This window comes from Pandoraea sp. XY-2 (assembly GCF_004193915.1).
GTDB lineage: Bacteria > Pseudomonadota > Gammaproteobacteria > Burkholderiales > Burkholderiaceae > Pandoraea > Pandoraea cepalis.
Genome location: NZ_CP030849.1, coordinates 1,210,409 through 1,230,848 on the forward strand (window position 1 = coordinate 1,210,409; position 20,440 = coordinate 1,230,848).

Genomic DNA, 20,440 nt, shown 5'->3' on the forward strand with positions numbered 1-20,440 from the left:
TTTCGAGTGAGAGTTCACCTGTGCGTGGCGAACGTTTGACCGGTCGCTCGCGCGGCCTGCGCGGCATGACGTCCGCGACATGATGGGGCGTCATGCGGTCATGGCCACAGGCTATGCCGGTATCGGCAACCTGATACAGACGCTATCACAACGGGGTTGGTTCCCCCCGACACCTTCAGGCTTCAAGTAAATGCCGGGTGATGAACTTCCAGTGTTTGGGCGACACGGGGGTGATCGAGAGACGGTTGCCGCGTGCGAGAACCAGCATGCCGTCCAGTTCCGGCGTCTGCCGCATTTCCGTGAGCGGCATGAGCCGTGTCTTGCGATCCAGTTTGACGTCGACCAGCAGCCAACGTGGCGATTCCGGCGTCGACTTGGGATCGAAATAAGCACTCTTGGAGTCGAACTGGGTAGGGTCGGGATAGGGCGTCGACGCCACCGTCGCGAGTCCGGCGATACCGGGCACTGCACAGCTCGAATGATAGAAGAGCACGCCATCGCCCACGCGCATTTCGTCGCGCATGAAGTTTCGTGCCTGATAGTTGCGCACGCCCGTCCACGCCAGGGTCTGGTGCTTCGCGCTGGCGAGATCGTCGATACTCGCCTCCTCGGGTTCGGACTTCATCAACCAGTAACGTTGTGTCATGCCGTCTCAGAGTCAAAGTTGTTGTAACGGTAGCAAACATCGCTCAAATGAACCAAAAATCGACGCATTTCGAATGGATGGGTTGCTGCGCTGCGATCCTTGGCCAAATCCTATACTATGCGTTTGTGATCTTCGTGTGACGATTGATGTGACCGGTTGGCCGACTGCCCTGTCCGATCTCGCAACGGGCAGTGCTCGATGCGCTCGTCGACCCGCCATTCACACAGGTCGCGCGTACGTGCTTGAGCGATACATGTTCAACCCCCTATGCCGATAGGAGAGTGTCATGGCAGCAGAGCCGTCTGTTCGAACCAATGCGTTCATCTTTTATTCCCTCGCGACGGTGTCGTTCATCGAGACCAGCGTGCCGGAGTTCGTCTCCACGCTCAACCAGATGTATGGCGACGACGACGAGATGAGAACGTGGCTGCGCGATACCTGGCTTCCCGAGGAGGTCGAGCACGGGCGGCTCGCCAAGGACTACATCGCGCGCGTCTGGCCCGAGTTCGACTGGGCGCCGGCGTACGACGCATTTCTGGAACGCTATAAGCCGCGGTGCGATGTGCAGCACATGCGGCCGTCGCTGGCGCTCGAGGCGCTCTCACGCTGCGTGACCGAGACGCAAACGGCCATGATCTACCGCTGCCTGGAATCCTATATGCCGGTCGAGGAACTCAAGCAGATGATGCACAAGTTGAGCAATGAGGAGGTCGGCCACTATCGCTATTTCCGCAAGACATTCGATCGATACAACGCGGTGGAGCAGCGCGGGGTGATCCGGCGGCTGAGAACCATGGTCGCACGCAGCGAACTGGTGCGCGACGAGGACATTGCGTTCGCGTTCGAGCCGCTCAATCGATTCTGGCGCACACCGCCGCCGTTCGAGACGATGACTTGGGACGCGTTCCTCGCGATGTCGGGCGATGTGATGAAGCAGTACATGCCTGTCGAGGCGGCCACGCGCATGATGTTCAAGCCGCTGGAGACGGGATCGTGGTGGCGCGATCGTCCGGTCAAGGCGCTGCTGAGCTTTATGGTGCGTCGGCAGTATCCGCAACTGGGCAGCGAGGCGTGAGGGCGCCGATTGTCGGAACCTCGCGACGGTTCGGATGACGGATCCGAACACGGCAGACGAAAAAAAACCCCGCCGAGGCGGGGTTTTTTCGTAGTCGGTGAACCGTATTACTTGTTCGTGCCGACGACTTCGACTTCCACGCGGCGATCCGGTGCCAGGCACTTGATCAGCTGACCGCGGTTCTTCTGGTTGCAACCGGTCGTGACCGGGTTGCGCTTGCCCTTGCCTTCCGTGTAGACGCGGTTGGCTTCAACGCCCTTGCTGACCAGGTAGGCCTTCACAGCTTGAGCGCGACGCAGCGACAGACGGTCGTTGTACTTGTCCGAACCGATGCGGTCGGTGTAGCCCGTGGCAACCACGACTTCCAGGTTCAGTGCTTGAACCTTGCCAGCCAGGTCGTCCAGCTTGGCCTTGCCTTCCGGCTTCAGGATGGCCTTGTCGAAATCGAACAGGGCGTCAGCTTGGTACGTCACCTTCTGCGAGACCGGAGCGACCGGAACCGGAGCCGGTGCCGGAGCCGGTGCCTGGGCGATGATCGAACCATCGCACTTGGCATTGGCCGTGGCCGGGGTCCAGTAGGCATCGCGCCAGCACAGTTCGTCCGAGCCGTTCTTCCAAACCCACTCGCCGCTGCCGTTAACCCAGTTGTCGTTGACAGCTTGTTTCGAGGCCGCGATCGGACCCGGAGCGGTCTGGACATAATTTTGAGCCATAGCCGAAGCAGCCATCACTGCGGTAGCTGCAACGATCGCGAGCTTAGCGAATTTATTCATATTTCTCCTCTCGAAATGAGATTACCGCAGGGTTACTGCGAGCCTAGACGACGGTACCAAAGTCTTACATCGCTCGAAGTATAACATCGGCCTTTGCGCCAAAGCATGGCCCATGCACTTCGAATAATGTCTAACTTATGCCACGGCATTTTGCCATAGCGCTTCCGCCACCCGTGAGCAAAACCCCAAGTTTGCCGCCCGTCGTGGCGCAGTTGTGGTGTGAGCGCAACACCTTTTGAGGCCCCTCGCCAACCGTTTCATTCTTCGTCGTCGCCGATCGTTTTGGCATGCCGGACATGTCTTGTGCGTCGCATCACGCTCGTTTCGGATGCCAATGACGGGCATGTTAGAATCTTAAGATCATATCGCCGGCAACCGCCTATCGCGATTAGGGTTTGATAGATACGAATAATGGATCAGTTCGCCAAAGAAACTCTCCCGATTTCGCTTGAAGAAGAAATGCGGCGGTCGTATCTCGATTACGCCATGAGCGTGATCGTAGGCCGCGCTCTGCCAGACGTGCGCGACGGCCTGAAACCGGTGCACCGCCGTGCACTGTTTGCCATGCACGAGTTGAATAACGACTGGAACCGGGCATACAAGAAGTCGGCACGTATCGTCGGTGACGTCATCGGTAAGTACCACCCGCACGGCGACGCCTCTGTATACGACACCATCGTTCGTATGGCGCAGCCGTTCTCGCTGCGCTACATGCTGGTCGACGGGCAGGGGAACTTCGGCTCGGTCGACGGCGACAACGCCGCTGCCATGCGATACACCGAAGTGCGCATGGCCAAGATCGGCCACGAGCTGCTCGCGGACATCGACAAGGAAACCGTCGACTTCGGTCCGAACTACGACGGCAGCGAAAAAGAGCCATTGATCTTGCCGGCCCGCATCCCGAACCTGCTGCTCAACGGTTCGTCGGGGATTGCGGTTGGCATGGCCACGAACATCCCGCCGCACAATCTCAATGAAGTCGTGGAAGGCTGTCTGCACGTGCTCAAGCACCCGGACGCCACCATCGACGAACTCATCGAGATCATTCCGGCCCCGGATTTCCCGACGGCCGGCATCATCTACGGCATCTCCGGCGTGCGCGAAGGCTACCGCACCGGTCGCGGTCGTGTGGTGATGCGAGCAAAGACTCACTTCGAAGACATCGATCGCGGCCAGCGCGTGGCGATCATCGTCGACGAGCTGCCGTACCAGGTGAACAAGCGCTCACTGCTCGAGCGTATTGCCGAGCTGGTCAACGAGAAGCGTATTGAGGGGATTTCCGACATTCGCGACGAGTCCGACAAGAGCGGCATGCGCGTGGTAATCGAACTCAAGCGCGGCGAAGTGCCCGAGGTTGTGCTCAACAATCTCTATAAGCACACGCAGCTGCAAGACACGTTCGGCATGAACATGGTGGCGCTGGTCGACGGCCAGCCCAAGCTGCTGAACCTGCGCGAAATGCTGGTGCACTTCCTTGCGCACCGCCGCGAAGTGATTACTCGCCGCACGATCTACGAACTGCGTCGCGCCCGTGAGCGTGGGCATGTGCTCGAGGGTCTGGCGGTAGCGCTTGCCAACATCGACGACTTCATCGCGATCATCAAGGCGGCGCCGACACCGCCGATCGCGAAGGCCGCGTTGATGGAAAAGGCGTGGGATTCGTCGGTCGTGCGCGACATGCTCTCGCGTGCCGAGAGCGATACGCAGGGCGGCCGTGCGGCCTACCGTCCGGAAGGGCTCGACGCCGCAGTGGGCATGCAGGCCGATGGACTCTACCGTCTGTCGGAGACGCAGGCGCAGGAAATTCTGCAGATGCGTCTGCAGCGCCTGACCGGTCTGGAACAAGACAAGATCGTCTCCGAGTACAAGGAAGTGATGGCGCAGATCGCCGACCTGCTCGACATCCTGGCGCGTCCCGAACGCGTGACGGTGATCATCAGCGAAGAACTGACGGCCGTGCGTGCCGAGTTCGGCGACGAGCGTCGTTCGACCATCGAACACAACGCCACCGAACTCGACACCGAAGACCTGATTACGCCGCAGGACATGGTGGTCACGCTGTCGCATTCGGGGTACATCAAGTCGATGCCGTTGTCCGAATACCGCGCGCAGAAGCGCGGTGGCCGCGGCAAGCAGGCCGCCGCGACCAAGGACGACGACTGGATCGACACGCTGTTCATCGCCAATACGCACGATACGATTCTGTGCTTCTCGAATCGCGGCCGTGTGTACTGGATCAAGGTGTATGAAGTGCCGCAGGGGTCGCGAACCTCGCGCGGGCGTCCGATCGTCAATATGTTCCCGTTGCAGGACGGCGAGAAGATCAATGTGGTGCTGCCGGTCAAGGCATACACGGAAGATCGCTTCGTGTTCATGGCCACGAGCCTGGGCACGGTCAAGAAGACGCCGCTGACGGCCTTCAGCCGTCCGCTCAAGAAGGGCATCATCGCGGTGAATCTCGATGACGGCGACGTGTTGATCGGCGCGGCCATCACCGACGGTGCTCACGACGTCATGTTGTTCTCGGACAGCGGCAAGGCGGTGCGTTTCGACGAAAACGATGTGCGTCCGATGGGACGCGAAGCGCGTGGCGTGCGCGGCATGCAGCTCGAAGACGGGCAGACGGTCATCGCGCTGCTGGTTGCCGAGAACGAGCAGCAGTCGGTGCTCACGGCGACTGAAAACGGCTACGGCAAACGCACGTCGATCACTGAATATACGCGCCACGGCCGTGGCACTAAGGGTATGATTGCGATCCAGACGAGCGAGCGCAACGGCCGGGTGGTCGCGGCGACGTTGGTCGAGCCGGATGACGAGATCATGCTGATCACGACCGGCGGGGTGCTGATCCGTACGCGCGTGTCGGAAATTCGCGAAATGGGCCGGGCCACGCAGGGGGTGACGCTGATCAGCCTGGACGAAGGCACGACGCTTTCGGGCCTGCAACGCATCGTCGAGTCCGATGCCGAAATCGCGGAGAATGGCGGTGATGCTCAAGATGGCGACGACACGCCGGAAGCGGATGTCACGGAATCATGACTGACGTAACGCGATGTAAGCTGCGGGCGCATTACCCCGAAAAGTCAGTAGAATCTGGCTCGATGCAGTGAAGTGCCCAGGCGAGGATGCATCTATTTATCGCCGGACAAAGCCGGCGAACTTTGGAGTGACTATTACTATGCAACATAACGTCAAGAAGTGGATGTGGCTGCTGCTCGCAGCGCCGGCAATGGCGATGGCTCAACAGAGCGCTCCGCTCGACGCCGACAAGAAGGCCGCCATCAAGGACCTGCTCGACGCCATCGACGCGAACAAGCTCGTCTCGGCCATCGGCTCTGGCGCGCAGCAGCAAGCCCAGCAATTGGCGCCGCAAGTGCTCGAGCGCCAACTGGTCGCCAACAAGACGATGAGCGATGCGCAGAAGCAGGCCATCGTGCCGACGCTGCAAGCGCACTCAGTGCAAAAGCTTGTCGAAGGTGCCGGCAAGGTGTTCACTTCCGACGCGTTCAAGAATGATGCCGTCCAAGCCCAATACGCGGCTTATGGCAAGTTCTACACCACCGACGAAATCAAGGGTCTGACCGCCTTCTACAAGAGCCCGGTCGGCCAGAAGTACATCAAGGTGCAGGATCAGGTGGGCCAGGAAGTCGTTGGCGGCCTGATGCAGAAGTACATGCCGCAATCGATCGACGCGACCAGCAAGCAAGCGGACGCCGAGATCGCCGCGGCGGCCAAGTCGGCACCGAAGGCACCGGCCAAGAAGTAAATTTCGGCCGATCCCGCCGGGATTGACCGATAATGGCCGTTTGCGAGTGATCGCAAACGGCCATTTTGCATTGACGGCGTAAATCGCCGGGTTTGCTCGGAATTTTCCGGCAAAGGTATCGTCCTGTGGCGGAATTCGGGCGGACAGCCGCACGTCGAGGGCAACTGGCGGTATAGTGGGTCTTCGCCGCCGCGCAAACGAATCATCGCCAGACGTGAAACGCAAGCCGCACGGGTTCCTGTCCGTCGGCTTGCGTTTCACTTTTACCGTAGCAAAACGATTATGACGCGCGCTTTCAATTTTTCCGCCGGTCCGGCGGCGCTGCCCGCCGAGGTGCTGGCACAGGCTGCCGAGGAAATGCTCGACTGGCATGGAGCCGGCATGGGCGTGATGGAGATGAGCCATCGCGGTCGTGAGTTCATGAGCATTCTGGCGCAGGCGCAGGCCGATCTGCGTGAGCTGCTCGCCGTGCCGGACAACTACCGGATTCTGTTCATGCAGGGCGGCGCGCTGGCCGAGAACGCGCTCATCCCGATGAACCTGTTGGGCGGCGAGCGTGCGGGAGAGCGTCGAAGGGCGGACTACGTCGTCACCGGGTCGTGGTCGGTGAAGTCGCAGAAGGAGGCGCGCAAGTATTGCGACGTCAATATCGCCGCGAGCACCGAAGCCGAGAAGTTCACCCGTCTGCCGACAATGGACGAATGGCAGTTGTCCAAAGATCCGGCTTACGTGCATATCTGCACGAACGAAACCATTCACGGCGTCGAGTATTTCTGGACGCCGGATCTGGGCGCCGCCGGCCTGCCGAACGTGCCCCTCGTGGCGGACGTTTCGTCGCACATCCTCTCGCGTCCGATGGATGTGTCGAAGTTCGGCGTGATGTATGGCGGTGCGCAGAAGAATATCGGTCCGTCGGGGTTGACGGTGGTCATCGTGCGCGACGACCTGCTTGGCCGCGCATTGCCGATCACGCCGAGTGCGTTCGATTGGAAGATCGTTGCCGAGAACGACTCGATGTTCAACACGCCGCCGACCTACGCGATTTACATCGCCGGTCTGGTGTTCCAGTGGCTCAAGCGCCAGGGGGGCTGGTGGCCATGGAGGCGCAGAACAAGGCCAAGGCCGATTGCCTCTATGGCTACCTGGACAGCAGCGAGTTTTACCGCACACCCGTCGCGAAGGATTGCCGCTCGCGCATGAACGTGCCGTTTTTCCTGCACGACGACGCATTGAACGAGTCTTTCCTGGCCGGCGCTCGCGAGCGCGGCCTGCTGCAACTCAAGGGCCACAAGTCCGTGGGAGGTATGCGCGCCTCGATTTACAACGCGATGCCGCTGGCCGGCGTCAAGGCGCTGGTCGATTATCTGCGCGAATTCGAGCGCAGCCACGGCTGACGAGGGCGAACGGCCGGCGCAAAAGGAATGTCCCGACGTGCTTCGGGACATCGCGCCAAGCACGGCCGAATCGCCCGCCCCTGTTCCACTGCATGACGACAATACGCTCCATGGAAGACGATCTGAACGCATTGCTGCGCCCCTTGCGGGAGAAAATCGATGACATCGACGCGCAGCTTCTGAAACTGCTCAACCAACGCGCCGCCGTCGCCCTGGAAGTGGGCGAAGTCAAGAAGCGTTTCGGCGCGCCGGTGTTCCGGCCTGAGCGCGAATTGCAGGTCATTTCGCGTCTGCAACAAACCAACGACGGTCCGTTGTACGGCGACAATCTGGCGTCGATCTGGCGCGAGATCATGTCGGCCAGCCGTGCGCTGGAGAAGGTCATGACGGTCGCTTACCTGGGGCCGGCCGGCACTTACAGCGAACAGGCGGCATTTGCCTACTTCGGACAAAGCGTGAAAGGCTTGCCGTGCCCGTCGCTCGACGAGGTGTTCCGCGCCGTCGAGGCAGGCAGCGCAGACTTCGGCGTCGTGCCGGTCGAGAATTCGACCGAGGGTGTCGTGTCGCGCACGCTGGACCTGCTGCTGCAAAGTCCGCTGACGATCAGTGGCGAAGTGGCTTTGCCGATTCATCACAATCTGATGTCGCTGTCGGGCACGCTCGACGGGGTCAAGCGCATCTGCTCGCATGCGCAGTCGCTCGCCCAATGTCAGCACTGGCTTACGGCGCACTTCCCGCTGCTGGAGCGGCAGGCGGTGTCGAGCAATGCGGAGGCGGCACGTATGGCGTCGGCCGACCCGACCATTGCGGCGATAGCCGGCGAGTCCGCGGCGACCCAGTACGGACTGCAGGTCGCCTACGCGCACGTGCAGGACGATCCGCACAACCGCACGCGATTCGTCGTTGTCGGCACGCAGGATCCGACGCCGAGCGGCCACGATCAAACATCGCTGATTCTCTCGGTGCCGAATCGCGCCGGTGCCGTGGTCGCGTTACTCGAACCGCTGGCGAACAATGGCGTGTCGATGACACGCTTCGAGTCGCGTCCGGCCAAAAGCGGCGCGTGGGAGTATTACTTCTACGTCGATTTCGAGGGCCACCGCGACGATCCCAACGTCGCCAAGGCGCTCGACGCGCTCCGTCAGAACGCGGCTTATTGCAAAGTGCTCGGGTCATACCCGCGCTCCGCATAACGGGGCGGCGGGCGAAACACCATGAGTCTGAATAAACTCGTCATCTGCGGCGTCGGCCTGATTGGCGGTTCGCTCGCACGTGCGCTCAAGGCCGCGGGTGCCGTGAAGGAAGTCGTTGGCGTCGGGCGCAGCGAGGCGTCGCTGGCGCGCGCGTGCGAACTCGGCGTGATCGATCGGGCTGCCGTGTCAATGGCCGAGGCCGTGGAGGGGGCCGATGTCGTCGTGCTCGCGGCGCCAGTGGCGCAGACGCCCGCATTGCTCGCGGCGATCCGCCCGTTTCTCGGTGGCGATACGATCGTGACCGACGCGGGAAGTACCAAGACGGACGCCGTGACCGCCGCCAAGGCCGCACTGGGCGACGAGGTCTGGCGCTTCGTGCCGGGGCACCCCATCGCCGGGGCGGAATTGTCCGGTGTCGATGCGGCGAAAGCCGATTTGTATCTCGACCGGCGCGTCGTGCTGTGTCCGCAAGCGAACAATCGTCACGAGGACGTCGCGCGGGTGCGCGCGATGTGGGAGGCGACCGGGGCGCGTGTGTCGGAAATGTCCGAGACGCAGCATGATCGCGTATTCGCGTCGGTCAGTCACCTGCCGCACGTTCTCTCGTACGCGCTCATCGCGCAGATTCTCGAAGCCCCCGACGCTGCCTCGAAATTCGGTTTCGCGGGCGGCGGTTTTCGCGACTTTACGCGCATCGCGGCATCGAATCCGGAAATGTGGCGCGATATCTGTATGGCCAATCGCGAGGCATTGCTCGCCGAACTCGATGGCTACGTCGCGACGCTCGCGGGTTTGCGTCAATTGATCGATGCCGGTGACGGCGCCGGTCTCGAGGCCGTCTTCGCGCGCACCAGCCAGGCCCGCACGAACTGGGCCAAGCAACAGGAAAAGTAATGGAAACGCTCGATCTCGGTCCTTACGGACACGCCGAAGGCACGCTGCGCCTGCCCGGCTCGAAAAGTATCTCGAACCGCGTATTGCTACTCGCCGCGTTGTCCCACGGCACAACCCGCGTGCGCGACCTGCTCGCGTCGGACGACACGAAGGTCATGCTCGACGCCTTGGCGACGCTTGGCGTCAAATGTACGCAGGTCGGTGACTCGCGCGATTTCATCGTCGAGGGCTGCGGCGGTGAATTTCCCGTCAAGACGGCCAAGCTGTTCATGGGCAACGCGGGCACGGCCATTCGTCCGCTGACGGCGGCGCTGGCGCTTAGCCACGGCGACTATGCAGTCTCAGGGGTGGCGCGTATGCACGAACGCCCGATCGGCGACCTGGTTGACGGCTTGCGTCAGCTCGGCGCGCATATCGATTACGTCGGTAACGCCGGCTATCCCCCGCTGCATATCCAGCCGGCCGATGTGGCCGCACCGTCGGCGCCCATTCGCGTGCGTGGCGATGTATCGAGCCAGTTCCTTACCGCGCTGCTGCTCACGTTGCCGCTGTTGCCTTCGGCAACGGGCGAGATCGTCGTTGAAGTCGAGGGAGAGCTGATTTCCAAGCCGTACATCGACATCACGCTGCGACTGTTGCGGCGCTTCGGCATCGATGTAAGGCAAGACGGATGGTCGCGCTTCACGTTGCCGGCGGCGGATGCCGGCGGCGCGAAGTATCGGAGTCCGGGCGAGATCCGGGTCGAAGGCGATGCGTCGTCGGCGTCGTACTTCCTCGCCGCCGGGGCCATTGGGGGCGGGCCGCTGCGTGTGGAAGGCGTCGGCCGCGACAGCATTCAGGGCGATGTGCGTTTCGTGGACGCCCTCGCGGCGATGGGCGCGCGCGTCACACTGTTCGACGACGCCATTGAAGTGCATGGCGTCGACACGCCGAGCGGCAAGCTGCGCGCGCTCGACATGGACTTCAATCACATTCCCGACGCGGCAATGACGATCGCGGTCGCCGCACTTTTCGCGGACGGCACCACCACGCTGCGAAATATCGCAAGCTGGCGCGTGAAGGAAACGGATCGTTTGGCCGCCATGGCAATCGAACTGCGCAAGGTGGGGGCAACGGTGGAGGAGGGCACGGACTATTTGCGCGTCACGCCGCCCGCCGCGCTGACACCCAACGCGGCCATCGATACCTATGACGATCACCGCATGGCGATGTGCTTTTCACTCGTGAGCCTGGGCGGCGTGCCGGTGACGATCAACGATCCGAAGTGCGTTGCCAAGACGTTCCCGACGTATTTCACCGAGTTTGCGCGCGTTGCGTCCTAGCGCGCGTCGCAACTGCGTGCTCGCACGCCGTTGTTGAACCCACCGAACTGACGGTTCGCACGCGCATCGGCCCCCGACTTTCCGAAGGCCACTCGGGGGGGGGACGATCGCGGCGCCTGTTCGCGGAGCCAAGCCCCTGGCACGCGATCGACCGTCTGGTCCGTCTGACTGACCCTCCCGCCTGTCTATCTGGACAGCCCTGCTTGCCGCTCGGCTTGGGATAGGCGTGCTCTCCCGGCCTGGCCTCGGCCAAGCATCCACCAACGCCGTCACGCCGCTCGCCGCGGCTTCGTTTGCCTGACACGCCCTGTGGCGTCCTGACACGCTCGAACACGCCCTGAAGCGTCCGAGCGAGCCCGAGCACGCCCCAAAGCACCCTGCAGCGTCCGGCGCAGTCAGGGCATCCGAGGCATCCGAGGCATCCAAGGCATCCAAGGCATCCGAGGCATCCAAGGCATCCAAGGCATCCAGAGCGTCCAGAGCGTCCAGAGCATCCAAGGCGTCCAGGGCGTCCAAGGCAGCCAAGGCAGCCAAGGCATCCAAGGCATCCAAGGCATCCAAGGCATCCAAGGCATCCAAGGCATCCAAGGCATCCAGGGCGTCCGACGCGAGCCGGCCGGACGTCACTTTTCCCAGCCACCCGTCGGCGCATTTGTGCGGATTTTCGCGCAACGCGCACGTCGCGACTCGCCGGCACCGTGCTGCATCAAGGCATTGCGTTCGCCGATGTGATTGGCATGCGAATTGCATAACGTTCTCCAAACAATCCAATATCGATCATCAGGAGACATGTCATGACGTTCACCCGCTTCCCCATTTGCTGACCCGCCGGGCCCAACCGGCCCGGCCTCAGGCCGTCGGTTCCCATTCGCTTCCCACGTAGCAGAACCCTGACCACGTGCGTCATTGCGGCTTTCGCCGTGCGGCGTGGACAGGTCTTGATGTCAAAACGATCCAGAGGAGATTTCAATGCACGCGCGACTGACCCGTAAAACCGCCACTTCGCTGAAAATGACCGCTGCCGCGATCGCCTGCGCGTTCGCCAGTCTGGGGGCGCAAGCTGCACAGGCGCCAGCACAGATCAGTATTGGCACGCTCTACGCGAGCACTGGCCCGTTCGCGGTGGCTTCCCAGGGGCAATACGAAGGGCTGAAGTTCTGGGCCGACACCGTCAACAAGCAGGGCGGGGTGCTCGTCAAGGCATACGGCAAGAAGATTCCCGTGAAGATCGTGGCGTACGACGACCAGAGTTCGACGTCCACGGCGACCACGCTTTATAACCAGTTGATCACGCAGGACAAGGTCGACATACTCGTGGCCGACTTTGGGTCGGTGCTTACGTCGGTCGCGGTGCCGCTTGCGGCTGAGCACCACATGCTGTTGATCGATCCGACCGGCTCGGGGGCGAACTTCTTCACGCAGAAGACCGATTACCTCGCCGATGTGAGTATTCCGTCGTCGACGGTCTGGCCGGTGCCGCTCGCCAACTTCCTCCTCAAGCAGAAGATCAAGCGCGTGGCGATTGTCTATGGCGCGAACGATTTCGATGCCTCGCAAGCCGAAACGATGAAGGCGGAACTCGCGAAGGGGGGCGTGACGCCGGTGTTCTATCACAGCGTGCCGACCACGGAATCGAACTACAACGTGCTGCTGCACACGGCGAAGGCAGCCAATCCCCAGGCGTTGCTTGAATTCGGCTACGCGCCGAACGACATCGCATTCCTGCGCGCGCTGTCGCAAAGCGGCCTGCATTTCGACATGACGTTCACGATCTTCCCGGGCCAACTGCTGCAACTGCTCACGAAGAATGCGGGGGTCGATGCGCTCGCCTACACGTACACGTACCCCACGCCGCCGCTGGTCAAGTACGACAAGGTCACTTACGGGATGAATACCGCGCAATTTGTGCAGGCGTTCCAGGCCGACCAACACAAGGATCCGACCTTCCTCGACTCGGCCGGTTACAACACGGGCATTGTCATGGAGAAGATGCTTGGCGACGCACCGACGTTTGCACAACCGGCCTTCCATCAGGCCTTGATGGACATGTCCGGAAAAACGACCACGCTGCTGGGGCCGTTCCAGATCAATGCGAACGGGGCGCAGCTCGGCCAACCGTTCCCGGTCGCCCAGATGGTGCCGGACGGCAACAAGGGGCTCAAGTTCGTCGTCGTGTATCCGGACTCGCATGCGACCGGCAAGCCGGTGTATCCGGCGCCGACGCACTGATCGTCAGTCGCATCGTCTGATCAGGAACCGGCCGGCGCCGAACGACGGCGCCGGCGACGACATCCTCGCTTGCGAAGGGACGAACGTGGAACTTCTTGCTTATGCCGTCATGGGCGGCATTCTGTACGGTATCTTCTTCACGCTGGTCGGACTGGGACTCAATCTCGTGTTCGGCGTGATGCGTATCATCAATCTCGCGCACGGGCAGTTCATCGTGCTGGGCAGCTATGCGGCGTGGATGGTCTCGCATCATTTCGGCCTGAGTCCGTTGTGGGCCATTCCAGTGTCGGTGGCCGCGGCAACGATCATTGGCTGGCCGATGTATCGGGCCGTCGTGCCGCGACTGCAGCGCAGCGCCGACCCGGAGATGCTGTCGTTCATCCTGTTCTTCGGCATTGGCCAGATGCTCGAGTCGTTGACGGTACTGATGTTCGGCGCTGACCAGCGCTCGTTGCCCGACGATGCACTCGGCAGCGGCAATCTGGGGGCCTTCGGCCAGCAGTTTCCCGATAGTTGGTGGTGGGCCGCCGGCATCAGCGTTGCGGCGCTGGTCGTGCTGTGGCTGTATTTCTCGCGCACGCGGTTCGGCTATGCAACGCGCGCAGTGATGGCCAATCGGGAAGAGGCCGTTGCCACCGGAATCGACGTGCGCCGTGTGTCGACCATTGCGTTCGTCGCAGGTCTCGCGCTCGCGGGCATCGCGGGCGTGTTCGTGCCGTATCTCCTCGGCTCGGTGTCGCCCGATCTTGGCGACAACCTCACCACGACCGCGTTCGCGATCGTGGTCATCGGCTCCCTTGGCAATCCGCTTGGCACGATTGCCGGCGGGCTCGTGTTCGGTCTCGGCACGATGCTGATGCAAACCTATTACTCGTCGTGGTCGAACGTAGTGCCGTATGCGCTGCTGTTGATCATTGTGCTCATTCGTCCCTCGGGCTTGCTCGGAAAGGCGGTGCGTCTTGCTTGATACCATTCTGAACCCAACCGGACAGACGGCGCCGCGACGCTTGCGCGCACCGGCCATCACGCTTGCAGTGGTTGCCGCGACCTTCCTCGTGGCACCTCGTGTGTACGCCAACCAGTCGCTGCTGTTCACGATCATGACGTTCATCGTGCTGGCACAGGGACTCAACCTGCTGTACGGCTTCACCGGCTATTTGCCGTTCGGCTATGTGGGCTTTTTCGGCAGCGGTGCCTATGCAACGTCGCTGCTCGTACTTCATACGCACCTGCCCGTACTCGCGTGCGTCGCGGGCGGCGGCCTCGCGGCCGCACTGCTCGGGCTGGTGCTCGGGCCGCTGTTGCGGCTCTCGGGCGCCTACTTCTCGATTGCGAATCTCGCCGCGTCGCAGATCATCTACTTCGTTGTGTCGAACCCGAACCTGTCCGACGTGACCGGCGGCCCCTACGGACTCAAGATCGAACAGGTCTACAGTCCGGACGCAAGCTACGCCTGCATGCTCGGCGTTTTGCTCATCGCGTGCGCATTTGCGGCGTACTTCCGCACGTCCGGCTTTGGCATGTCGCTGCGTGCGGTCAAGCAGGATCCGGTGAGCGCGGCGATGGCGGGCGTCAACGTTGTGCAGGCGCGTCTCGTCGCGTGGCTGGTGTCGGCATTGATCGCCGGGCTCGCGGGCGGCACCTACGCATGGGGCATCTCGGTGTTCTATCCCGACGCGGTGTTCACGTTGCAGTTCTCGGTCTTCGCCATTGTGTTCGCACTCTTCGGAGGTGTCGGCACGGTCATCGGGCCGATTGTCGGCGCGGGGCTGCTCTACGTCCTGTATGCGGTGATCGGGATCTCCACGCCACAGTACTTCCAGTTCATCTATGGCGGTCTCATCGTGCTGCTCGTGCTGTTTCTGCCGGGCGGCCTCCTGTCGCTGCTGCAACGTCGGGGTATCCATGTCTTCTGAATTGTTGCAACTCGTGGGCGTTCACAAGCGCTTCGGCGCACAGGTCGTGCTCAACGATGTGAACTTTGCTGTCGTGCCCGGCGAGATCGTCGGCCTCGTCGGTCCGAATGGCTCCGGCAAGACGACGACGATCAACGTGATCTCGGGGCTCCTGCAGGCGGATGAGGGCGCGATCGATTTCCTCGGGCAAACGATCAACCGCATGCCGATGCACCGGCGTGTACACCTTGGCATCAACCGTACGTTTCAGGTGCCGAAGGTGTTTCGCGACATGACCGTGCACGAGAACATTGAAGTCGCGGCGCGCAGCGTGCGGCTGGATCCCCGCGAAATCGGACCGATTCTCGAAGACATCGGTCTCGCCAGTGTGGCGTCGCGTGTCGCGGGTTCGCTGACGGTGAATCAGCAGAAGCTACTCGATCTCGGACGGGCGCTCGCCACGCGCCCGCAACTGCTGCTGGTCGACGAGATCGGCGCGGGGCTCAATCCCGCGGAATTGAATGTGATTGCCGAGTTGCTGCAACGACTGTCGGCACGTGGCATCGCGATGATCGTGGTCGAGCACTTGCTCGATTTTCTCAACCGCATCACCGAACGTGTGATCGTGCTCGGCGCCGGGCGCATGTTGTTCGAGGGACCGCTTGCGTCGGCCGCGCGCGACCCCGAGGTGATCGCTGCATTCATTGGAGCGGCATGATGACGGCATCCCTGGTAATCGAAGGCGTGGAGGCCGGCTATGGGGACATGCAGGTGCTTTGGGGCGTCGATATGCGGGTCGAGCCCGGGCAAACCGTGCTGTTGCTCGGTGCAAACAGCGCGGGCAAGACGACCCTGCTGCGCACGCTGATTGGGCTATTGCCGTGCACGGGCGGGCGCATCACGCTCGACGGCGAGCGCATTGACATGCTGCGGCCTGATCAGCGCATTCGGCGCGGCATCGCGTTCATGTCGGAGCTCGGTGTATTTCCGACGCTGTCGATCGACGAGAACATCGCGCTCGGCGGCTATTTCATGCCCGAAGCGAAAATCCGTCAGCGCAAGGAAGTGTTGTTCGCGCTTTTTCCCGCACTGGCGGCGAAGCGGCGTGCTGCCGCGGCAAGCCTGTCGGGGGGCAACGCAAGATGCTCGGCATCGCGAAGGTGCTCATCGCCGAGCCCCGCCTCCTGTTGATGGACGAGCCGTCCTCCGGTCTCGCGCCGGTGTTCGTCAAGCACGTGATCGACGCGTTGCGCACGGCCATTGGCGACGGAACCTCGTTGCTGATCGCGGAGCAGAATATCGCGTTCCTCGATCTTGCCGATCGCGGTTACTTGCTCGATCACGGCAAGGTACGGGTATCGGGCTCACGCGCGGAGCTAGAAGCGAGCGACGCCGTGCGCGAGACTTACTTCGGGTTGTAAGGCTTGTTTGGTGAACGATGCCCGGGATGTCGACGTGGTGTCATTCCGGACGCAGGACGCGGGGCTGATGAGGCCCGCTTTCCCGTAGAGGGTCGAGCGGAGCACGGGGATCGGGCACGCCGGACAAGCGCTTATGCCGATGGCAGTCGCGAGCCGCACCGTTAGAATGATGGCTTCAGAGGAGACGGTGCGATGGAGCGGTGGGCAATGGACGTTCGCGGGCTCGCGGGGTGCTGGCTTGCGGGGAGGCGGTCGTGAAGTTCGTCAGCGCAACGTCGCGTCGCACGCGCGCCCTGCTCGCGCTCGTGGCCGCGTTTGCCTTGCTGACGGTGGTGGGCGCTTGGGTGGCCTATCGTTACGCGGAACAGGTGGAGCTCAGCACGCTGCGAGACACCGCCGCGCACCGGCTAGACGGCTACGAAAACGCGTTGACGAGCGAGGTTCGGCACTACAGCTATCTGCCGTCGCTCGCTAGCTTGAATGCCGACGTGCTATCGATGCTGCGCCATCCGACCGATCGCGATCTGGTCGCGCGGGTCAACGCTTATCTGCAGACCGTCAACGCAGACGCGGGCTCCAGCGCGTTCTACGTGATGGACAAGCAAGGCAATACGCTCGCGTCAAGCAACTGGGACCAGCCGAAGACATTCGTCGGGTCGAACTTCTCGTTCCGCCCGTACTTTATCGGCGCCATGCGTGACGGCCATGGCCGTTTCTACGGGCTGGGCACCGTGAGTCATGAGGCGGGCTATTTCCTGGCCGAACGGATCTATGACGACGCGCATCGCGTGCTTGGCGTCGTGACGCTCAAGGTCAATCTCGATCGGATCGAATCGGTCTGGCGACAGGGCGCCGAGCCCGTGCTCGCCGTCGATTCGCATGGCGTGATCATGCTGTCGTCGGTGCCGGGGCTCAAATACAGGACACTTCGCCCGCTGTCGGCAGCCGCGCGCGCCGAGATTGTGAGTACGCACCAGTACGACGCGCCGGGGGCACTCATGCCGGCTGGATTTACCATCGAGCGCACACTCGCGCCCAATGTGTGGATCGAATCGGTGGCGCGCGACAATCCGCTGGCTACCAGCCTGCCGACCCCCCACCCGTTCCCAACCGAGTTCCTGGTCGTGACCCGTCCCGTATCGGGCACCGACTGGCACATTGTCGTGCTGTCGAATCTCGCGCCTGCGCGAGCGGTGGCGCGTGCATTGGCCCGATCCGCCGCGCTCGGGCTCGCATTCGTCGTCGTGCTGGCGCTGACGGTGTGGCAGCGACGGCGCATCGTCGCGCAACGGCTCGCGCTGCGCGAGGCGCTGCAGCAACTGAACGAGGAGCTCGAGCGCAAGGTCGCGCGGCGCACTGCGGCGCTGAGCCGCGCGAACCGCAATCTGGAGCACGAGGTCGCGATGCACAGGGAAACCGAAGCGCAGCTCAAGGCGGCATTCGAGGAGCTTGTGCAGGCCGGCAAGATGGCGGCGCTCGGGCAGATGGCGGCGGGCGTCACCCACGAGCTCAATCAGCCGCTCGCGGCGCTACGCACGCTGTCGGATAACGCGCTGACATTCCTTGAACGGGGGCGGGCGAGTCACGCCGAGGCCAATCTTCGGATGATCGGCGAGTTGATAGAGCGAATGGGGCGGATCACGTCGCAACTGAAGCGCTTCGCCCGCAAGGCGCCGACGCAGCTCCAGCCTGTCGTTGCCGCCGAGGCGATCAATAACGCGTTGTTCCTCGTTGGGCAGCGGCTGCGCAAGGAGCGGGTCGAGCTCATTTTCGACCCGCAATTGGCCGACGCGCGCGTGCTCGCCGATGCCAATCGGCTCGAACAAGTGCTCGTGAACCTGTTCACGAACGCGCTCGACGCGATGGCCATCACCCCGGTGCGACGCCTCGAGGTGACGGTCGAGGCGGATGGCAATACGACCGTGATTCGGGTGCGTGATACCGGCACGGGGCTTTCCGAGGCTGTGCGCGCGCGGCTCTTCGAGCCGTTCTTCACGACGAAGGAGCAGGGCACGGGGCTGGGCCTCGGCTTGGCGATCTCCGAGGGCATCGTGCGTGAGTTCAGCGGTTCACTGAAAGCTTCCGGCCGGCCCGAGGGCGGCGCCGAGTTCAGTATTTATCTACGTACGTACAGGGAGGGCAACCCGTGATCCCAGACAGCTTGCGCGTGCTGCTCGTGGAGGATGACGCGGCCGTGAGGCTCGGTACTGTCCAGGCGTTGCAGCTAGCGGACATCGAGGTCGACGCGTTTGGAAGCGCCGAGGAGGCGCTTGAGCACATCGACGGCGATTTTCCGGGTATTGTCGTCAGCGATGTGCGCCTGCCCGGCATGACGGGGCTCGAGCTGCTCGAACGCGTGAAGGCAATGAGCGCGTCGATGCCGGTCATTCTCGTGACCGGGCACGGCGACATCGCGATGGCGGTACAGGCCATGCGCCTCGGCGCTTACGACTTCGTTGAAAAGCCGTTCGCGTCGGAGCGGATCGTCGAGCTTGCGCGACGTGCGCTCGAGCACCGACGGCTTACGCTCGAACTGACGGCCGTGCGCAGGCAGCTCGAGAGTCGCGATCGTATCGATGCGAGGATCCTCGGGAATTCGCGACCCGTGGAGCGTTTGCGCAAGCTGATCCTCGAACTGGCCAATACCGATGCGAACGTGCTGGTGTTCGGCGAGACGGGCACCGGCAAGGAACTTGTTGCGCGCTGCCTGCACGACTTCGGCCCGCGCCGCGACAAACCCTTTGCCGCGCTGAATTGCGCGGGCCTTCCCGAATCGTTATTCGAGAGCGAAGTGTTCGGCCATGAGGCGGGCTCGTTCACGGGGGCGTTGAAACGTCGCATCGGCAAGCTGGAATATGCGCAGGCCGGCACGCTCTTTCTCGACGAGATCGAGACGATGCAGATGGCGCTTCAGGTCAAGTTCCTGCGTGTGCTTCAGGAGCGCCAGTTCGAGCGGATTGGCTCGAACGAACTGCTGCCGATGAATTGCCGGATCATTGCCGCGACGAAGGCGGATCTGCTCGAGCTCGCACGCCAGCAGCGGTTTCGCGACGATCTCTACTATCGGCTCGGGGTGATCGTGCTCGAGATCCCCTCGCTACGGGAGCGTCGGGAAGACATTCCGCTGCTGTTCGAGCATTTTGTGCTGCGGGCGGCGGCGGCGTACGGTCGTCCGGTGCCGGAGATCGGCGCCGAGCGTCTGAATCGGCTGATGGCGCGCCCGTGGCCCGGAAACGTGCGCGAACTGTGCAACGTCGCCGAGCGCTTTACGCTCGGACTCGGGACCGGAGATCCGGACGACGGCCCGCAGGGGGCGCCGCGCACGCTTGACGAGCAGATGAACCTGTTCGAGCGGCGTTTCATCGAAGAGGCGTTGCGCGCGTCCGGCGGACGCGCATCGCTCGCTTGCGAAAAGCTGGGCGTTCCCCGAAAGACCTTGTACGACAAGATGCGGCGCCTCGGCATCGCGTCCGATGATTTCAAGTGAAATCAGGGCAAGGGAAGCGATCGGATCCATCGGCCGGTCGAGCCCCCTGCCGCCGCGAGACTGCAATTCCGGCGGCGCGTCAGTCGTACGCGAGGCACGACGGCTATACTGGTCAGGCGAGCGTTGCTTGAGTTCGCCGCCGGTCGCCGAATCGACGGTCGCGATCCCTCATTGCCCCCTGACCCCGGGCCGTTCGAAGGCGGGACAACGTGCGGTAGCGAATTCGCATAGCGCCCCTCGTGGCCGCCGCAGCCCGGTGGCCGGGATCTACCTCACCCGCGCTCTTGAGCGCGCCCGTGCGCCCGACTCATCGGTGCGAACCACGCGGCATGTCGCCCTGACGCG

General features: G+C 62.7%; 16 protein-coding genes and 1 pseudogene. 15 read left to right on the forward strand and 2 right to left on the reverse strand.

The genetic code is table 11. The annotated features are described in order from the left end of the window. Nucleotides 1-175 precede the first annotated feature (175 nt). On the reverse strand, nt 176-646 hold the full coding sequence (locus tag DRB87_RS05630; RefSeq protein ID WP_130025187.1) for an EVE domain-containing protein: 471 nt from the start codon (nt 644-646) through the stop codon (nt 176-178). A gap of 286 nt (nt 647-932) precedes the next feature. Between DRB87_RS05630 and DRB87_RS05635 the strand changes: the two genes are divergently transcribed. Next, the gene (locus DRB87_RS05635) at nt 933-1,721 is read left to right on the forward strand and encodes a hypothetical protein (RefSeq protein ID WP_130025188.1); all 789 of its coding nucleotides are present in this window, start codon (nt 933-935) and stop codon (nt 1,719-1,721) included. 107 nt (nt 1,722-1,828) lie between these two features. On the opposite strand, the gene ompA is transcribed toward DRB87_RS05635, so the two are convergent. Beyond that, a complete protein-coding gene (gene ompA / locus DRB87_RS05640) occupies nt 1,829-2,494 on the reverse strand; it encodes an outer membrane protein OmpA (protein ID WP_017232104.1) in 666 nt (221 codons plus the stop codon). 411 nt (nt 2,495-2,905) lie between these two features. Between ompA and gyrA the strand changes: the two genes are divergently transcribed. The 14 genes and pseudogenes from gyrA to DRB87_RS05710 all read left to right on the forward strand — a co-directional run bounded on the left by gyrA (nt 2,906) and on the right by DRB87_RS05710 (nt 20,095). After that, nucleotides 2,906-5,533, forward strand: a complete 2,628-nt coding sequence (gene gyrA / locus DRB87_RS05645) for a DNA gyrase subunit A (protein WP_130025189.1) — start codon at nt 2,906-2,908, stop codon at nt 5,531-5,533. Nucleotides 5,534-5,672: 139 nt separating this feature from the next. Then, nucleotides 5,673-6,260 carry a DUF2059 domain-containing protein gene (locus DRB87_RS05650; RefSeq protein WP_130025190.1) on the forward strand — a complete coding sequence of 196 codons (588 nt, stop codon included), beginning with the start codon at nt 5,673-5,675 and terminating at the stop codon, nt 6,258-6,260. A 282-nt stretch (nt 6,261-6,542) separates the two neighbouring features. Beyond that, a pseudogene (serC, locus tag DRB87_RS05655) lies at nt 6,543-7,654 on the forward strand (3-phosphoserine/phosphohydroxythreonine transaminase). 110 nt (nt 7,655-7,764) lie between these two features. Then, nucleotides 7,765-8,847, forward strand: a complete 1,083-nt coding sequence (gene pheA, locus DRB87_RS05660; protein WP_130025191.1) for a prephenate dehydratase — start codon at nt 7,765-7,767, stop codon at nt 8,845-8,847. Between the two features lie 21 nt (nt 8,848-8,868). After that, a complete protein-coding gene (locus tag DRB87_RS05665) occupies nt 8,869-9,741 on the forward strand; it encodes a prephenate dehydrogenase/arogenate dehydrogenase family protein (protein ID WP_130025192.1) in 873 nt (290 codons plus the stop codon). Next, entirely contained in the window at nt 9,741-11,063 is a 1,323-nt protein-coding gene (gene aroA / locus DRB87_RS05670; protein WP_130025193.1) for a 3-phosphoshikimate 1-carboxyvinyltransferase, read from the forward strand. Before DRB87_RS05665 ends, aroA begins: the two co-directional genes overlap by 1 nt. Nucleotides 11,064-12,032: 969 nt before the next feature. After that, the gene (locus DRB87_RS05680; protein ID WP_017232096.1) at nt 12,033-13,292 is read left to right on the forward strand and encodes an amino acid ABC transporter substrate-binding protein; all 1,260 of its coding nucleotides are present in this window, start codon (nt 12,033-12,035) and stop codon (nt 13,290-13,292) included. An 85-nt stretch (nt 13,293-13,377) separates the two neighbouring features. Further along, nucleotides 13,378-14,259: a branched-chain amino acid ABC transporter permease gene (locus DRB87_RS05685; RefSeq protein WP_130025195.1), complete on the forward strand. Its 882-nt coding sequence runs from the start codon at nt 13,378-13,380 to the stop codon at nt 14,257-14,259. Beyond that, nucleotides 14,252-15,208: a branched-chain amino acid ABC transporter permease gene (locus DRB87_RS05690; RefSeq protein WP_240756197.1), complete on the forward strand. Its 957-nt coding sequence runs from the start codon at nt 14,252-14,254 to the stop codon at nt 15,206-15,208. Before DRB87_RS05685 ends, DRB87_RS05690 begins: the two co-directional genes overlap by 8 nt. After that, complete coding sequence (locus DRB87_RS05695) at nt 15,198-15,905, forward strand: ABC transporter ATP-binding protein (RefSeq protein ID WP_130025196.1); 708 nt, start codon at nt 15,198-15,200, stop codon at nt 15,903-15,905. Before DRB87_RS05690 ends, DRB87_RS05695 begins: the two co-directional genes overlap by 11 nt. Beyond that, nucleotides 15,902-16,378, forward strand: coding sequence for an ATP-binding cassette domain-containing protein (locus DRB87_RS05700; RefSeq protein ID WP_240756198.1), 477 nt, complete (start codon nt 15,902-15,904; stop codon nt 16,376-16,378). The genes DRB87_RS05695 and DRB87_RS05700 overlap by 4 nt, the downstream gene beginning before the upstream one ends. Beyond that, entirely contained in the window at nt 16,330-16,608 is a 279-nt protein-coding gene (locus DRB87_RS23435) for a hypothetical protein (protein WP_240756199.1), read from the forward strand. Before DRB87_RS05700 ends, DRB87_RS23435 begins: the two co-directional genes overlap by 49 nt. Before the next feature lie 254 nt (nt 16,609-16,862). Then, complete coding sequence (locus tag DRB87_RS05705) at nt 16,863-18,758, forward strand: ATP-binding protein (RefSeq protein ID WP_165385243.1); 1,896 nt, start codon at nt 16,863-16,865, stop codon at nt 18,756-18,758. Further along, nucleotides 18,755-20,095, forward strand: a complete 1,341-nt coding sequence (locus DRB87_RS05710; RefSeq protein WP_130025198.1) for a sigma-54 dependent transcriptional regulator — start codon at nt 18,755-18,757, stop codon at nt 20,093-20,095. Before DRB87_RS05705 ends, DRB87_RS05710 begins: the two co-directional genes overlap by 4 nt. The last annotated feature ends 345 nt before the right edge of the window (nt 20,096-20,440 follow it).

What these genes read in the sequence shown, in the direction of transcription:
- gyrA (WP_130025189.1), top strand. Translation starts at nt 2,906, where the DNA reads ATGGATCAGTTCGCCAAAGAAACTCTCCCGATTTCGCTTGAAGAAGAA.
- DRB87_RS23435 (WP_240756199.1), top strand. Translation starts at nt 16,330, where the DNA reads ATGCTCGGCATCGCGAAGGTGCTCATCGCCGAGCCCCGCCTCCTGTTG.
- DRB87_RS05695 (WP_130025196.1), top strand. Translation starts at nt 15,198, where the DNA reads ATGTCTTCTGAATTGTTGCAACTCGTGGGCGTTCACAAGCGCTTCGGC.
- DRB87_RS05700 (WP_240756198.1), top strand. Translation starts at nt 15,902, where the DNA reads ATGATGACGGCATCCCTGGTAATCGAAGGCGTGGAGGCCGGCTATGGG.
- DRB87_RS05650 (WP_130025190.1), top strand. Translation starts at nt 5,673, where the DNA reads ATGCAACATAACGTCAAGAAGTGGATGTGGCTGCTGCTCGCAGCGCCG.
- DRB87_RS05630 (WP_130025187.1), bottom strand. Translation starts at nt 646, where the DNA reads ATGACACAACGTTACTGGTTGATGAAGTCCGAACCCGAGGAGGCGAGT.
- ompA (WP_017232104.1), bottom strand. Translation starts at nt 2,494, where the DNA reads ATGAATAAATTCGCTAAGCTCGCGATCGTTGCAGCTACCGCAGTGATG.
- DRB87_RS05665 (WP_130025192.1), top strand. Translation starts at nt 8,869, where the DNA reads ATGAGTCTGAATAAACTCGTCATCTGCGGCGTCGGCCTGATTGGCGGT.
- pheA (WP_130025191.1), top strand. Translation starts at nt 7,765, where the DNA reads ATGGAAGACGATCTGAACGCATTGCTGCGCCCCTTGCGGGAGAAAATC.
- DRB87_RS05635 (WP_130025188.1), top strand. Translation starts at nt 933, where the DNA reads ATGGCAGCAGAGCCGTCTGTTCGAACCAATGCGTTCATCTTTTATTCC.
- DRB87_RS05680 (WP_017232096.1), top strand. Translation starts at nt 12,033, where the DNA reads ATGCACGCGCGACTGACCCGTAAAACCGCCACTTCGCTGAAAATGACC.
- aroA (WP_130025193.1), top strand. Translation starts at nt 9,741, where the DNA reads ATGGAAACGCTCGATCTCGGTCCTTACGGACACGCCGAAGGCACGCTG.